Annotated in this window: 17 protein-coding genes; 7 read left to right on the forward strand and 10 right to left on the reverse strand. The window is 70.0% G+C overall.

Translation table 11 applies throughout. The annotated features are described in order from the left end of the window. The first annotated feature begins 648 nt into the window (after positions 1 to 648). The 3 genes from Q1B08_RS15205 to Q1B08_RS15215 all read left to right on the forward strand — a co-directional run bounded on the left by Q1B08_RS15205 (position 649) and on the right by Q1B08_RS15215 (position 3,042). On the forward strand, positions 649 to 1,917 hold the full coding sequence (locus tag Q1B08_RS15205; protein WP_299820662.1) for a DEAD/DEAH box helicase: 1,269 nt from the start codon (positions 649 to 651) through the stop codon (positions 1,915 to 1,917). Between the two features lie 82 nt (positions 1,918 to 1,999). Beyond that, the gene (locus tag Q1B08_RS15210; RefSeq protein WP_299820664.1) at positions 2,000 to 2,356 is read left to right on the forward strand and encodes a hypothetical protein; all 357 of its coding nucleotides are present in this window, start codon (positions 2,000 to 2,002) and stop codon (positions 2,354 to 2,356) included. After that, the gene (locus tag Q1B08_RS15215; RefSeq protein WP_299820666.1) at positions 2,353 to 3,042 is read left to right on the forward strand and encodes an NAD-dependent deacylase; all 690 of its coding nucleotides are present in this window, start codon (positions 2,353 to 2,355) and stop codon (positions 3,040 to 3,042) included. Before Q1B08_RS15210 ends, Q1B08_RS15215 begins: the two co-directional genes overlap by 4 nt. 42 nt (positions 3,043 to 3,084) lie before the next feature. Here Q1B08_RS15215 and rpmB read toward each other — a convergent pair whose 3' ends face one another. After that, the gene (gene rpmB / locus Q1B08_RS15220) at positions 3,085 to 3,387 is read right to left on the reverse strand and encodes a 50S ribosomal protein L28 (protein WP_299820669.1); all 303 of its coding nucleotides are present in this window, start codon (positions 3,385 to 3,387) and stop codon (positions 3,085 to 3,087) included. Between the two features lie 92 nt (positions 3,388 to 3,479). After that, positions 3,480 to 4,463 (reverse strand): methylmalonyl Co-A mutase-associated GTPase MeaB, encoded by a 984-nt coding sequence (gene meaB, locus Q1B08_RS15225; RefSeq protein ID WP_299820672.1) that lies wholly within the window; start codon positions 4,461 to 4,463, stop codon positions 3,480 to 3,482. A 108-nt stretch (positions 4,464 to 4,571) separates the two neighbouring features. Between meaB and Q1B08_RS15230 the strand changes: the two genes are divergently transcribed. Both Q1B08_RS15230 and hrpB read left to right on the forward strand, forming a co-directional pair. Further along, complete coding sequence (locus tag Q1B08_RS15230) at positions 4,572 to 5,288, forward strand: DUF3108 domain-containing protein (RefSeq protein WP_299820674.1); 717 nt, start codon at positions 4,572 to 4,574, stop codon at positions 5,286 to 5,288. Further along, the gene (hrpB, locus tag Q1B08_RS15235; RefSeq protein ID WP_299820677.1) at positions 5,285 to 7,627 is read left to right on the forward strand and encodes an ATP-dependent helicase HrpB; all 2,343 of its coding nucleotides are present in this window, start codon (positions 5,285 to 5,287) and stop codon (positions 7,625 to 7,627) included. Before Q1B08_RS15230 ends, hrpB begins: the two co-directional genes overlap by 4 nt. Here the strand turns inward: hrpB and Q1B08_RS15240 are convergent. From Q1B08_RS15240 to Q1B08_RS15265, 6 genes are all read right to left on the reverse strand, one after another. Further along, a complete protein-coding gene (locus Q1B08_RS15240) occupies positions 7,624 to 8,442 on the reverse strand; it encodes an alpha/beta hydrolase (RefSeq protein ID WP_299820680.1) in 819 nt (272 codons plus the stop codon). The genes hrpB and Q1B08_RS15240 overlap by 4 nt on opposite strands. A 67-nt stretch (positions 8,443 to 8,509) precedes the next feature. Then, a complete protein-coding gene (locus tag Q1B08_RS15245; RefSeq protein ID WP_299820683.1) occupies positions 8,510 to 9,061 on the reverse strand; it encodes a F0F1 ATP synthase subunit B in 552 nt (183 codons plus the stop codon). A 3-nt stretch (positions 9,062 to 9,064) separates the two neighbouring features. Beyond that, positions 9,065 to 9,619: a F0F1 ATP synthase subunit B' gene (locus Q1B08_RS15250; RefSeq protein ID WP_299820686.1), complete on the reverse strand. Its 555-nt coding sequence runs from the start codon at positions 9,617 to 9,619 to the stop codon at positions 9,065 to 9,067. Positions 9,620 to 9,704: 85 nt separating this feature from the next. Beyond that, positions 9,705 to 9,953 (reverse strand): F0F1 ATP synthase subunit C, encoded by a 249-nt coding sequence (locus Q1B08_RS15255; protein ID WP_299820689.1) that lies wholly within the window; start codon positions 9,951 to 9,953, stop codon positions 9,705 to 9,707. A 41-nt stretch (positions 9,954 to 9,994) separates the two neighbouring features. Beyond that, positions 9,995 to 10,708, reverse strand: coding sequence for a F0F1 ATP synthase subunit A (locus tag Q1B08_RS15260; RefSeq protein WP_299820834.1), 714 nt, complete (start codon positions 10,706 to 10,708; stop codon positions 9,995 to 9,997). A 150-nt stretch (positions 10,709 to 10,858) separates the two neighbouring features. Then, complete coding sequence (locus Q1B08_RS15265) at positions 10,859 to 11,218, reverse strand: AtpZ/AtpI family protein (protein WP_299820692.1); 360 nt, start codon at positions 11,216 to 11,218, stop codon at positions 10,859 to 10,861. A gap of 193 nt (positions 11,219 to 11,411) precedes the next feature. Between Q1B08_RS15265 and Q1B08_RS15270 the strand changes: the two genes are divergently transcribed. Together Q1B08_RS15270 and Q1B08_RS15275 are read left to right on the forward strand one after the other, a co-directional pair. Beyond that, positions 11,412 to 11,735: a metalloregulator ArsR/SmtB family transcription factor gene (locus Q1B08_RS15270; RefSeq protein WP_299820695.1), complete on the forward strand. Its 324-nt coding sequence runs from the start codon at positions 11,412 to 11,414 to the stop codon at positions 11,733 to 11,735. An 87-nt stretch (positions 11,736 to 11,822) separates the two neighbouring features. Next, on the forward strand, positions 11,823 to 12,008 hold the full coding sequence (locus Q1B08_RS15275; RefSeq protein ID WP_299820698.1) for a hypothetical protein: 186 nt from the start codon (positions 11,823 to 11,825) through the stop codon (positions 12,006 to 12,008). A gap of 13 nt (positions 12,009 to 12,021) precedes the next feature. Here Q1B08_RS15275 and Q1B08_RS15280 read toward each other — a convergent pair whose 3' ends face one another. Then, positions 12,022 to 12,795, reverse strand: a complete 774-nt coding sequence (locus tag Q1B08_RS15280; protein ID WP_299820700.1) for an EcsC family protein — start codon at positions 12,793 to 12,795, stop codon at positions 12,022 to 12,024. Next, positions 12,792 to 13,310 (reverse strand): N-acetyltransferase, encoded by a 519-nt coding sequence (locus tag Q1B08_RS15285; RefSeq protein WP_299820702.1) that lies wholly within the window; start codon positions 13,308 to 13,310, stop codon positions 12,792 to 12,794. The genes Q1B08_RS15280 and Q1B08_RS15285 overlap by 4 nt, the downstream gene beginning before the upstream one ends. Between the last annotated feature and the right edge of the window lie 66 nt (positions 13,311 to 13,376).

A 13,376-nucleotide genomic window follows, 5' to 3' on the forward strand; every position in this document is an offset into this window, starting at 1 on the left:
CGGGCTCGATCACCCCGGAGGCTCTCGGGATGCCGTCCGCATCACCGGCATAGACGATCCGAAGAAGACAGGAGGCTCCAGACCGCCGTTACCCATTCAACGCGAAGCGCCATTGCGGATTTAGCGATCCGAGGTCGACCGTGAGCGTCCTGTCCTCGCCAAGGTTCGACTGAGCGGGATGTCGGTCCTGATTGCGCCAGCAGTCGGAGGCCGGTTCACGCGCAAGCGGGTCGATGACACCGAATGATGGGCTGCATCGAGCCCGGATGGTGAACTGCAGCATCGGTCGGATTTCGGGTAGAAGTGCGTGCGAACCATCATGCCCGACACGAGGTTGCGAGCGAATTCCGTCGCATTGCCCTCCGCGTCGGGAGCTTTCATCAAGTCCGCTTGGAAGCGACGGCCGCCGTATAACGCGGCCCGGCCGCTGTTGACTCCGGCACCGGAGTAGACCACATGGCCCCTGACCCCGCCCCTCGGGCCGCGTGAGCCGGTCGTCCACGAGGGACGCCACCACGATGGGCGGGACGCTTTCCCAAGGATCACGCCGGGGAGGCGCGGAACGCGAAGACGCGCTCCGTGACCCCGAAACAGCGCGCCCGTCGTGGTGCGCCAGAGGCGTCCCCGTGGGACGCAACAGGATATTTCATGGATTTCGACATGCTGGGGCTGAAACCCCGCCTCATCGCCGCCCTCGACGAGATGGGCATCAAGGACCCTACCCCGATCCAGAAGCAGGCGATTCCGCCCGCGCTGGAGGGCCGCGACGTCATGGGCCTCGCGCAGACGGGCACCGGCAAGACCGCGGCTTTCGGCCTGCCGCTCATTCAGCATTTGCTGGAGGACAGCCAGCGCCCCGCACCGCGCACCGCGCGCGCCCTCATCCTCGCCCCGACGCGGGAACTCGTGAACCAGATCGCCGAAAGCCTCGACGGCTACATCAAGGGCAGCCACCTGAAGGTCGCCCGCGTGGTCGGCGGCGTCGGCATCAATCCCCAGATCAAGCGTATGGAGCGTGGGGTGGACCTGCTCGTCGCGACGCCGGGCCGGTTGATCGACCTGCTCGACCGCGGCGCCGTCAACCTCGGGGAAAGCCACTTCCTCGTGCTCGACGAGGCGGACCAGATGCTCGACATGGGCTTCATCCACGCCCTGCGCCAGATCGCGCCGAAGCTGCCGAAGGAGCGGCAGACGCTCCTGTTCTCGGCGACGATGCCCAAGGACATGGAGGCGCTGGCCGCGACCTATCTCGACCGGCCGGTCCGGGTGCAGGTCTCGACCTCCGGGCAGACCGCCGACAAGATCGAGCAGTCGATCCACTTCATCGCCAAGGCCGAGAAGCCGGGCCTGCTCATCGACCTGCTGCGCGCCCATCCCGACGAGGCCGCACTGGTCTTCGCGCGCACCAAGCACGGCTCCGACCGTCTGGCCAAGCAATTGACGAGCGCCGGCGTGGAAGCCGTGGCGATCCACGGCAACCGCAGCCAAGGCCAGCGGACGCGCGCGCTCGAGGCGTTCACGGACGGCACCGCGCCCGTTCTCGTCGCGACCGACGTGGCGGCACGCGGCCTCGACATCCCGGTGGTGAAGCACGTCTACAACTACGAGCTTCCGAACGTGCCGGAGACCTATGTCCACCGGATCGGCCGCACCGCCCGGGCTGGCCGCGAGGGGGCGGCGATCACCCTCTGCGCGCCGGACGAGATGGCCGAGCTGAAGGACATCGAGCGCGTCATCAAGAGCCAGATCCCCGTCGTCTCCGGGCGCCGCTGGACCCTCGCGCAGGAAGAGGCCAAGCCGAAGCAACAGCGTGGCGGCGGCGGACGTCGGGGCGGCGGACAGGGCCGCGGCGCGCCCAAGGTCGCGAATGCCGGGGCCAATCCCGGACGCCGGCGCGGCGCGCGCCGCAGCGCCTGACCGCCGCATCCGGGATTCTTGTCAGCACAACCGGCCTCTGGCATCCTTCGTCAAAACCAAGAATGGCGGAGGCCGGGCAGACATGACCTCGATCAGACTACCTTTCGCGCTGGCGGCGCTGTCGGCGCTGTCGGCCTGCGGCACCGGCGATGCCGTGGGCGGCGGACGGCTGGGCGCGCCGGTGCGCAGCTTCGCGACCGGACCGGTGCACACCGCCTGTCTGCAAGCGGACCGGGTCGCCACGTCGAACGACCTATGCGGCTGCGTACAAGCCTCGGCGAACACCATCCTGAATCGCAGCGAGCAGGCGCGCGCCGTTGCGTTCTTCCGCGATCCGCACCTGGCGCAGGTGACGCGTCAGTCGGATCGCACCGGCGACGAGCGCTTCTGGCTGCGCTACAAGCAGTTCGTGGAGATCGCCGAGCGCACCTGCGCGTGAGCCGCGCCGAGCGCATCGTCCTCCTTTCGGGCGCGGGGCTGAGCGCGGAATCGGGTCTGGGCACGTTCCGGGACGCGGGCGGCTTATGGGCGCGCTACGACCTGAGCGAGGTCGCGACGCCCGAAGGGTTCGCGCGCGATCCGCAACTGGTCCACGACTTCTACAATGCCCGCCGTTCCAACATGACCGGTGCCGCCCCGAACGCGGCCCATGCGGCGTTGGCCCGGCTGTCCACCCGGCCCGGCGTGACGCTGGTGACGCAGAACATCGACGACATGCTCGAACAGGCCGGGGCCCGGGACGTGATCCACATGCATGGCGAACTGTCCCGCGCGCTTTGCGCCGCCTGCGGGACGCGCTGGCAGGCGCCTCCGGTCATGACGCCCGACGATCCCTGCCCGGCCTGTGACGCGCAGGCCACGCGGCCCGACGTCGTATGGTTCGGAGAGATGCCCTACCGGATGGCGGAGATCGAAGCGGCCCTGTCGCGCGCCGACCTCTTCGTCAGCGTCGGCACCTCGGGCACGGTCTATCCCGCGGCGGGCTTCGTGGAACTGGCCCGGGAAGCGGGCGCACGCACGCTGGAGCTCAATCTCGCGGCCTCCGGCGGACGCTTCGACGAGGTGCGCGAGGGCCCGGCGAGCGTGACCGTCCCCGCCTGGGTCGCCGAGCGGACCCGGACATGAAAAAGGCCCCGCGCGGGGGCCTTCGTCCGGATCGATCGACGCTCAGGATTCGAGCGCGGCCGCCGTATCCGACGACTTGGCGACGTCGCGCTTGATCTTCAGCGCGCGGGGCGAAAGCTCCGAATCCTTCGCCTTCGCGAGAAAGGCGTCGAGCCCGCCGCGATGGTCGACCGTGCGCAGCGCATGGGTCGAGATACGGAGCTTGAAGCCGCGGCCGAGCGCCTCGGATTGCAGCGTCACGTCGTTCAGGTTCGGCAGGAAACGACGCCGGGTCTTGTTGTTGGCGTGGCTGACATTGTTGCCCGTCATCGGGCCTTTTCCGCTGAGTTCGCAGACGCGCGACATGGCACAACTCCGGTTTCGACTGTTCAAATAGGGATCCGGGGCCTCGATCGGCCCCTCGGGTCGCGGCTCTCTAGTCGCGGCGGAGGGCAAGGTCAAGCGCCCCGCAGCGATTCCAGCATCTCCGCCGCCGCGGCCTTCGGGTCGCGCGCGCCGCCGGCGACGTCCCGCGCGAGCGTCGCCATGCGCGCTCGGATATCCGTGTCCTCGGTCAGCCGCGCAAGCAGACCCGCCCGCACCTCCTCCGCGAACCAGTGCGCCGCCTGGTCGGCCCGCATCCGGTCCCAGTGGCCGTGCGCGCGCCGCCATTCCGCAAGCGTCCGCATCTCCGACCAGGCCCCGTCGAGCCCCGACCCTTCGGTCGCGGAGACCGGCAGCACCTTCGGAAAGCCGGGCGGATCCTGCGGGCGCTTTCGCAGGAGGCGCAGTGCCCCCGCGTAATCCGCCACGGTGCGCGTCGCGGTCGGCCGCAGCTCTCCGTCCGCCTTGTTGACGAGAATCAGATCGGCGATCTCCATGATCCCGCGCTTCACCCCCTGCAGCTCGTCGCCGCCGGCGGGGGCGAGCAGCAGCACGAAAAGGTCCGCGATCTGCGCGACCATCGTCTCGGACTGGCCCACGCCCACCGTTTCGATCAATACGACGTCGAACCCCGCCGCCTCGCAAAGCGCCACCGCCTCCCGCGTGCGCCGCGCGATGCCGCCCAGTTGCGTGGCCGAGGGCGAGGGGCGGACGAAGGCCAGCGGGTCGCGCGCCAGCCGGTCCATCCGCGTCTTGTCGCCGAGGATCGAGCCGCCGGTGCGCGCGGAGGATGGATCGACGGCCAGCACGGCGACGCGCGTCCCCTGCCCGGTCAGCATGGTCCCGAACGCCTCGATGAAGGTGGACTTGCCGACGCCCGGCGTGCCCGACAACCCGATCCGCAACGCCTGCCGGTCCGTGTCCCGCAACCCGTCGAGCAGCGCCGCCGCCCGTGCGCGGTGATCGGGCCGCGTGCTTTCCACCAGCGTGATCGCACGCGCAAGGGCGCGGCGGTCGCCGGCGAGCACGGGCGCGTGGAGGGGATCACGGTCGGCCATTTCACGATGCCATGCCCCCGGCCGCGCCACGATGCAAGCCGTGCCGCCCGCGTGACGCGGCGCGTTCCAGTCCCTAGATAAAGGGACGCCAGAATGCAGGACCTGCCCATGCCCCTTCGCACCATGTTCGTCACGCTCCTCCTCGCCGCGGCCTTTCCCGCCCAGGCGCAGGAGCTCGACGCCCGCTACGACCTGTCCCTGCGCGGCATAACCGGCGGACAGATCGCGCTCGCCGGACGGCAGGAGGGCGCGGGCTATTCGGTCGGGGCGGAAGCAAAGGCGACGGGCCTCGTCGGCACGCTTCTGAAATACGGCTATGAGGGACGCGCGCGGGGGCAGTACGTCGCGGGACGGCCCGTGTCGCAAAGCTATTCCGAGATCGAGAACGACGATGGCGAACGCACGGAGGCCGATGTCGCGTTCCGCGGCACCCGACCCGCTGCGGTCACCTTCACCCCTCCGCGGGAGCCGCGCGATCACGACATCGACCCGACGGCGCAGCGCGGCGTGATCGATCCGCTGAGCGCGCTTTACGACGTGATGCGGCCGACGACGCCAAGCCGGGCCTGCAACCGGCGCTACGACCTCTTCGACGGGCGGCACGTGTCCCGCCTGACCCTCGGCCAGCCCGCGGCCGGCGCGGACGGAACGATCCGCTGCGCCGGGGAATACCGCCGCATCGCGGGTTACGCGCCGGAACGCCTGGCCGAACGTCCGGTGGTTCGTCTCGACATCCTCTACGCGCCGGCCGGCCCCGGGGCGGTCGCCGTCAGCGAGGTGCGCTCGCCCACCCGCTTCGGCGATGCGGTGCTGCGGCGCCGATGACGCCCCTGCCGATCGATGAGGCGCTGCCGGAGCTTCTGGCCGCGATCCGCGCGGGCGGCGTCGCGGTGCTGCAGGCGCCGCCGGGCGCGGGCAAGACCACGCGCGTTCCGCTGGCGATCCTGCCGGAAATCAAGGGACGGATCGTGATGCTCGAGCCGCGCAGGCTCGCCACCCGCGCCGCCGCCGCGCGGATGGCGGAGACGTTGGGCGAGCCGGTCGGCGCGACCGTCGGCTTCCGCATGCGCGGGGCGTCCGAGACGTCGAAGGCCACCCGGATCGAGGTCGTCACCGAAGGCATCCTTACGCGGATGATCCAGGCCGACCCCGAGCTGCCGGGCGTGGGCTGCGTCATATTCGACGAATTCCACGAGCGGTCGCTCAACGCCGATCTCGGGCTCGCCCTGACCTGGGAGGCGCGCGCCGCGCTGCGCCCGGAACTCGCGGTCGTCGTCATGTCCGCGACGCTCGATGCCGCACCTGTGGCCGAACTGCTCGGCGCGCCGGTGGTGACGTCCCGGGGCCGCAGCTTCCCGGTCGAGCGCCGCTGGCGCGATCGCCCCCCGCCCGGGGGTCAGCGTTTGGAAGCGCAGGTGGCGGGCCTCGTCGCGCAAGCGCTGACGGAGACGTCCGGCGACGTGCTGGCCTTTCTTCCGGGCGAGGGCGAGATCCGGCGATGCGCCACCCTGCTCGACGGCATCGACGCCGACATCCGGCCGCTTTACGGCGCCCTGCCTTTTGCGGAGCAACGCGCGGCCATCGCGCCCGGCGGCGCGCGACGCAAGGTCGTGCTCGCCACCTCCATCGCGGAGACGTCGCTCACCATCGAGGGCGTGCGCGCCGTGGTCGATGGCGGTGTCGCCCGCCGGGCCCGGTTCGATCCCGGCTCCGGCATGTCCCGGCTCGTCACCGAACGGGTCACGCGCGCCGAGGCGACGCAACGCGCGGGGCGGGCCGGACGCGTGAGCGCAGGGGTCGCCTACGCGAACTGGACCCGCGGGGAGGAAGGCGGGATGCGGGCCTTTCCGGACCCGGAGATCGCCGCGGCGGACCTTTCCGGCCTCGCGCTGGAGCTCGCCGAATGGGGCTCGGACGCGCTTCCCTTCCTGACGCCGCCACCCGAAGGCGCGCTGGCGGAGGCCCGGGCGCTGCTGACGGAACTGGGCGCGCTGGAAAGCGGTCGGATCACCGATCACGGGCGGGCCATGGCGCGGCTGCCCTCGCATCCGCGCCTGGCGCATCTGCTGCTCCGGGGCGGCCGCGGCGCCGCACGGGTGGCGAGCCTGCTCGCCGCGCGGCTGCCGCCCGGACCGGTCGACCTGTCGGACGCGCTTCGCCGTCCGCCGCCTGACGCCGCAGCCGAGGCGAAACGTCTGCGTCGATGGGAGGCCGGCCCGGACCTGTCGGACGCGCAGCGTCTTGCGCTGGCTTATCCGGATCGCGTCGGCCTCCGCCGTCCGGGGAAGGCGCCGCGCTGGCTCCTGTCCGGCGGCAAGGGTGCGCGGATGGAGAAGGGCGATACGCTGGCCGGGGCGCGCTTGATCGTCGCCTGCGATCTCGACGGCGACCCGACCGAGGCCCGCATCCGTCGGGCGCTTCCCATCGCCGAGGCGGAGTTGCGCGCGGTACTTGGCGACAGGATCGGCTGGGTCGATCTTTGCCGCTGGTCGACGCGCCATCGTCGCGTGGAGGCCCGGCGACAGGAACGGCTCGGCGCGATCGCCCTCGATGATCGTCCGTGGCACGACGCGCCGGAGGAGGCCGTCGCCGCGGCGGTCCTCGACGGCATACGGGGGCTCGGGCTCGGCTGCCTCGACTGGACCCGTCGCGCCCGGCTGCTGCGCGCGCGCATCGCGACCTCGGGGCTGGCCGACGTCTCCGACGAGACGCTGCTGACGCGCCTTGCGGATTGGCTCGCGCCGTTCCTCGGCGATGCGCGCGACGCGGATGGGTTGGGCCGCCTCGATCCGTTCGACGCGCTGCAGGCCTGGATCGGCTGGGACACCGCGCGACGGCTCGATGAGGTTGCGCCGGCGCATTACCGCACGCCGCTCGGGCGAAAGGTGCCCATCGACTACGCGCCGGACGTGCCCACGATCTCGCTGCGCCTGCAGGAGGTGTTCGGGGAAATGCGGCACCCTACTGTCGGCGCGACGCCGCTGCGGATGGAGCTGCTTTCGCCCGCGCAGCGGCCGGTGGCCATCACGACCGACCTTCCGGGCTTCTGGGCAGGCGCCTACGCGGATGTCCGGCGCGACATGCGGGGCGCGTATCCCCGGCATCCCTGGCCGGAGGATCCGACGCAGGCGGCGCCGACCACGCGTGCGAAGCCCCGCGTCTAGACCGCCTCGGCGCGGGGGCCGTGCAGCACATCGCGCATCAGGGCGCTTTCCGGGTCGAGAAGGTCGTCGATGACGTCGAAATGATGCCGCTCGGGCACGATCCGAAGCGGAACGCCCCATTCGGCGGCAAGGGTTTCAGCCTGCCAACGGAAGCTAGGGCGCTCCGCCGCACCGACATGGACGGCGACACGCGGACCCGGCAGGGGACGGCCCAGGACCGGGCTTTCGACGACGGCCTCGTCGGCGTCGAGGCAGAGATCGGCGTTCATGCTCGAACGTAACAAGGGACGCAGATCCGCCAATGGCGAAATCGGTACGCAGGTCGCGATTCGACCGACGCAGTCCGGCGCCGCGTCGGGCATGACCATGCGCAGCACGAGATGTCCCCCGGCGCTGTGTCCCGCGAGACGGATCGGACCGCCGACACGTCCGGCCACATGGTCAATGGCGCGAGCGACGTGGCGCGTGATCTCCGACAGCCGCGCGCCCGGCGCGAGGGGGTAGCCGACGATCGCGGCGGCATGGCCGGTCGCCACCGCGCCGGCCGCGAGATGGGACCAGTCCGACTTCCCGAAGGCGCGCCAATACCCGCCATGGACGAAGACCACGAGCCCCGCAGCCTCGTTCGCCGGGAGAAACAGGTCGTAGCCCGCACCGGTCGGAGCGGCGCGGTCCAGCTCGGCAACGGCTCGCGCGCGGAACCGCCGGGCTTCCGCCGCCCATCGCGGCGGGAAGCGTTCGGCCCCTTCGATGTGGTCGGCGTTCGCATAGGCCGCGTCGAGTTCGGCCGCGCCCATATCGCGCCAGCCCTTCATCGACACGCCCCAACGCGAACGGGGCGCCCCAGAAGGTACGCCCCGCGGCCGTCGTCCCGTGGACCAATCAATGCAACTTGGCGGACACCGTCTCGATCGACTGGTCGATCATCCGGTCGGCATCCTTGGCTGTCATCTGCCTGGCGACCATTTCGGCGGCGACAGAGGTGGCGATCTGGATCGCGCGGTCGCGGACTTCACGGATGGCGGCGTTGCGCGCGCTCTCGATCTGGCCCTCCGCTCCGGCAAGCCGGCGGTCCACGGAGGTCTTGAGGTCGAGCTTCGCCTGCTCCGCGGCCGATTGCGCCTCGGCCTTGGCATTGGCGACGATCTGATCGGCCTGCGCGCGGGCCTCACGGGTCTTGCGCTCGTAGCTCGCAAGCAGCGCCTGCGCTTCCTCGCGCAACGCCCGCGCCTCGTCGAGATCCGAGCGGATGCCGCCCGAACGGTCGTCGAGCATGCCAGTCAGGCGGGACGGCACGCGGAAATAGACGAGAATGCCGAGGAAGAGAAGGAAGCCCAGCGTGACGATGAAGTCGGTGTTCCCGAGCGAGAAGAACGGGCCGGTCGCGGCGAATGCCGGCGATCCGATCAGAAGGAGCGGCAGAGCGTAGCGCATAATTCAGTTCCCCTTCACGCGCGCATCGACGGCCGTGTCGATCGCGGCCTGGTCCGGCCGACCGCCAAGCGCGGTCACGATGTCGCCCGTCACGTCGCGCGCCACCTCGGCCACGCTCACGGTGGCGTTGTCGCGGATCTCGGCGATCTGCGCCTCGCTTTCGGCCGTTCGGGCGGCGATCTTCTCGTCGGCCTCGGCGATGGCCGCGTCGAGGTCGGCGCGGATGGTAGCGCGAGCCTCGTCGGAGATGCGCTGCCCCTCGGCCCGCGCGTCGGCGAGCGCCTGTTCGTAGCTGCGCTCCGCATCGGCGGCCTGACGGCGCAGATCCTCGGCCGCAGCGAGGTCGTTGGAGATCGTCCCCGACCGCTCGGCGAGCACCGCACCGACGCGTGGCAGGGCGACCCGGGTAAGGATCAGGTAGATGGCAGCGAGCGCGACGAGGAGCCAGAAGATCTGGTTGGCGAACCAGGCGTCGCAGAGCTGCGGCATGCCGATGGCGTTGCCGAGCGTGTTGACGCAGGTGCCCGCGAGCTCGAGATCGATCGGTTCCGTTTCCATGGGTGGCGTCCCGTCCGGTCGGTTGGTCTGCGGCGGCGACCCCCGAGGGGCCGCACGCCGAGCGTAAGGATTGGCTTCGTGCGCCTCAGACGGCGAACATCAGCAGCAGCGAGACGAGGAAGGAGAAGATGCCCAGGGCTTCGGCGAAGGCGATGCCGATGAAGAGCGTGGCGGTCTGCGCGTTGGCGGCCGACGGATTGCGGAGCGCGCCGGACAGGAAGTTGCCGGCGACGTTGCCCACGCCGATCGCGGCAAGGCCGGAGCCGATGGCGCCGAGGCCGGCACCGAGATACTGACCCATCTGCCCGATGGCGAGAGCGGCTTCGTTTTCCATGTGTTTTCTCCTTACGATGGAAGCGTGGGTTTGACCGGCCGTCAGTGCGACGGATGCAGGGCGTCCTTCAGGTAGACGCAGGTCAGGATGGTGAAGACGTAGGCCTGAATGAAGGCCACCAGGACCTCCAGGGCGTAGATCGCGGAAATCGCGACCACCGAGACGGGCGCGATCACCGTGACCGCGGCGAAGGCGGCGAAGACCTTCAGCACCGCGTGGCCGGCAAGGATGTTGCCCGCAAGACGAATGGAATGGCTCACCGGACGGACGAAGTAGGAGACGAGCTCGATCACGGCCAGGACCGGACGAAGCAGGAGCGGCGCGGAGGACACCCAGAACAACCCGAGGAACGCAGCGCCGTTCTTTACGAAGCCGACGATGGTCACCGTCAGGAACACCGCGAGGGCCAGCACCGCCGTCACCGCGATATGGCTCGTGGTGGAGAACGACATCGGGATCAGCGCGAGCATGTTCGCGAAGAGGATGAACAGGAAGAGCGTAAAGATGTAGGGGAAGAACTTGACCGCGTCGCGACCCGTCACGTCCTCGACCATCTTGTAGACGAAACCGTAGGCCAGTTCCGCCACGGACTGGATGCGGCCCGGCACGATGGCGCGGCCGCGCGTGCCGAGTACGAAGAGGCCGAGCACGCAGAGAACCGCGACGGCCATCCAGACGGTCGCGTTGGTAACGGTGTACCAATGCACCGGGTCGCCGTTCTCGCCGAAGATCGGACGCACGATGAACTGGTCCATGGGGTGGAAGCTCAGCCCACTCTCGCCATGATCCGGCCCGCCGGCATGCGCGTCGAGGGCGCCTTCGGTATGGACTTCCTCTGCCATCTCGATCCCCGTCTCCATTCCACCGCCGCAACGCGACAGCGATTGTTCCCGCTCCGGAGGCGACTAGTCGTCGTCCTCGTCGGCCCAACCGGACGCCCCGGCGCCCGGATCCTTCAGGGCCTCGGTCGCGCCGATCTGCCCCTGCATTTCCCGCGCGGAGCCGATCATCGTCTTCACGCCGGCTGCGAAGCCGACAAACACAAACACGACCATCAGCCAGGGCGTCGTCCCCAGCAGCGCGTCGAGGCCATAACCGATCCCGAACCCGATCCCCAGGCCCGCCACCAGCTCGATCACCATGCGCCAGGCGAGCTGCGCCTGCGAATGATGATCGTCCATGTGGTGCTTCGCCTCCGGTCCCCTGGCCGCCGCGATCCGCGCCTCGAGAGCGCGCAGACGGTCGGCATCGGGATCGTCGGACATCGAAGCCCCCATGAATGTCGCGGCGGTGTCTAGGTCGGGTGGCGCCCGAAGTCAACGCGACCTTGTTTTATACGTTACAATGACTTGCACTCCCGTGCGAACCGGCGGCCCGCCCAGACGCGATGCGGCCAAGTTCAACCATCCGGTTGAACGTTCTTGACCAACGGGGCGTCGGCGGGCCAGTGCGGCGCGCATGGCAGATGCGCTTTCCCGGACCTTCGCCTCCCTGGCCGACCCGACACGACGGGGAATCCTGTCGATGCTGCTCGAGGACGACATGGCGGTAACGGACGTGGCTGCCCCGCTCGCCATTTCGCTCGCTGCGGTGAGTCGGCATCTGAGCGTGCTCGCACGGGCCGGGTTGATCCGGCAGGAGCGGCGGGGCCGCGTGGTCTGGTGCATGCTCGAGCCGGACGCCTTGCGCCATGCCAGCATCTGGATGCAGGGGTTCGGCCAGTTCGATCCGGTCGACGTGGACGCGCTCGACGCGTTGCTCGAACGGGAAAGGAACGCTTAACCCTTCTCTCCCTCTCCACGTCGATGCCCCGGAGTTGCCCGAATGTTCCGGCACCTTCACGGCAATGGAACTCGGATGGTGACGACAATGAACGGTATGCAGACAGCGATCTGGAAGAACGGGCAATGGGTCGAGTGGACCGGCTACGAGGACGAGGCGGGAGACGTCGCGTCTCGGGGGACCAACGACGCTTCGGGCTTCGACCGGTCGATCCCCCTCGAGGACCCACGGGAATTCGCGCGCCGCTGCATGCGGCAGGAACGGCGCGCCTGAAACCGGGCGCGTCCTAGCGATTCATGCGGGACTTCAGCTCACGCGAAAGGGCTTCCATGTCCTCGCCGGTCTGCGCGCCGAGCCGCATCAGCCCGAACTGCACGCGCGCGACCTCCTGATAATAACTCGTGAAGACGTAGTTCGTCGCCGCCCCCGCCGCGGCGCCGATCACCGGCACGGCCTGCGCGGCGAGCTTCTGGCCCAAGGGCACGGCGAGACGTGGCGCGACCTTGGCGATCAGCCCCTGGATCGCGGGTCCGGTGACCGAGAGGCGCAGCGTCAGAAAGGCCAGATCCGTGCCGTCATCGTCGTCAAGCGGTCCGGCGGCGGCGAAGACCCGCAAACAGGCGGCGCGGACCTCCGGCAAGGCCGGATCGAAGCCGTGCTCGTCGGCGATCGACTGAATCGAGCGCAGCATGACCGTCGTGGTGACCGGCAATTCGGCCAAAGCGGACGGCAGCCCGCCGAACCCGCCCGCGGCCCCGGTGCCGAAGGTGATCGCGCGGGTCAGCCAGTCCGACGTGTCGGCCACCCGGCCCCGGCGCGACAACGCGGCGGCGTTGAAGCTCTGCTCGAGCGCGGCCGCGGTCGCCTTCTCGAGCCCGGAACGAACCCGCCCGGGCAGCATCTCGAGCATGTTCTCGGCCTGCGATCCGATCACCGACAGAAGCTGCAATCCAAGCCCCGACGCCGCCTGCATCTTGGCGGCGAGCCGGTCAAGCTCCGCCTCCCGGTCGAGGGGCGGGAATATCTGTTCGCGGCGCGGCGGCGTGAGCTTCTGGTTCATGCCGCAGATGTGCGCTTCGACGCGGCGCAAGGCAAGGCGCGCATCACCGTGCCGGTAATTCCCTCCCAATCCCATATCCCGAGGACGCGCTCCGGGTTGGTCGGCGGCGGCATGACGATGCCGGGCAGGACGCGGAAGCCGAACCGCGCGTAATACGGCGCGTCGCCGACCAGAAGGACGCGCTCCACCCCGGCGGCGGCGGCCCGGTCGAGACCGGACTGGATCAGAAAGGCGCCCAGCCCCTCGCCCTGCCGGGTCGGATGCACCGCGACGGGGCCGAGCAGCATCGCGTCGTGGCCGGCACCGCCCGCCCCGACGATGCGGACGGGCCAGAAACGTATCGCGCCGGCCACCTCCCCCATCCGACCCCGCGCGACGAGGCAAAGATCGCGGGCCGGAGGCACGTCGTCGCGCAAACGGTAGGAGGACAGGATCGTGCGGCCGGGCGCGAAGCAATGATCGAACAGCGCCTCGACCTCCCTCCGGTCGTCGTCGGTCTCACGGTGAAGTTCCATGTATCCCCCCGGTTCGCCGGCCCCTTGTGGCGTTTCACCGGGGTGACGGCTAGTCCTGCCGGCGAC

Source organism: uncultured Jannaschia sp. (assembly GCF_947494025.1).
In the GTDB taxonomy this organism is placed as follows: domain Bacteria; phylum Pseudomonadota; class Alphaproteobacteria; order Rhodobacterales; family Rhodobacteraceae; genus Jannaschia.

Coding starts and splice junctions, on each gene's coding strand:
- Q1B08_RS15205 (WP_299820662.1), top strand. CDS start 649: ATGGATTTCGACATGCTGGGGCTGAAACCCCGCCTCATCGCCGCCCTC.
- Q1B08_RS15210 (WP_299820664.1), top strand. CDS start 2,000: ATGACCTCGATCAGACTACCTTTCGCGCTGGCGGCGCTGTCGGCGCTG.
- rpmB (WP_299820669.1), bottom strand. CDS start 3,387: ATGTCGCGCGTCTGCGAACTCAGCGGAAAAGGCCCGATGACGGGCAAC.
- meaB (WP_299820672.1), bottom strand. CDS start 4,463: ATGGCCGACCGTGATCCCCTCCACGCGCCCGTGCTCGCCGGCGACCGC.
- Q1B08_RS15230 (WP_299820674.1), top strand. CDS start 4,572: ATGCCCCTTCGCACCATGTTCGTCACGCTCCTCCTCGCCGCGGCCTTT.
- hrpB (WP_299820677.1), top strand. CDS start 5,285: ATGACGCCCCTGCCGATCGATGAGGCGCTGCCGGAGCTTCTGGCCGCG.
- Q1B08_RS15240 (WP_299820680.1), bottom strand. CDS start 8,442: ATGAAGGGCTGGCGCGATATGGGCGCGGCCGAACTCGACGCGGCCTAT.
- Q1B08_RS15245 (WP_299820683.1), bottom strand. CDS start 9,061: ATGCGCTACGCTCTGCCGCTCCTTCTGATCGGATCGCCGGCATTCGCC.
- Q1B08_RS15250 (WP_299820686.1), bottom strand. CDS start 9,619: ATGGAAACGGAACCGATCGATCTCGAGCTCGCGGGCACCTGCGTCAAC.
- Q1B08_RS15255 (WP_299820689.1), bottom strand. CDS start 9,953: ATGGAAAACGAAGCCGCTCTCGCCATCGGGCAGATGGGTCAGTATCTC.
- Q1B08_RS15260 (WP_299820834.1), bottom strand. CDS start 10,708: ATGGACCAGTTCATCGTGCGTCCGATCTTCGGCGAGAACGGCGACCCG.
- Q1B08_RS15265 (WP_299820692.1), bottom strand. CDS start 11,218: ATGTCCGACGATCCCGATGCCGACCGTCTGCGCGCTCTCGAGGCGCGG.
- Q1B08_RS15270 (WP_299820695.1), top strand. CDS start 11,412: ATGGCAGATGCGCTTTCCCGGACCTTCGCCTCCCTGGCCGACCCGACA.
- Q1B08_RS15275 (WP_299820698.1), top strand. CDS start 11,823: ATGAACGGTATGCAGACAGCGATCTGGAAGAACGGGCAATGGGTCGAG.
- Q1B08_RS15280 (WP_299820700.1), bottom strand. CDS start 12,795: ATGAACCAGAAGCTCACGCCGCCGCGCCGCGAACAGATATTCCCGCCC.
- Q1B08_RS15285 (WP_299820702.1), bottom strand. CDS start 13,310: ATGGAACTTCACCGTGAGACCGACGACGACCGGAGGGAGGTCGAGGCG.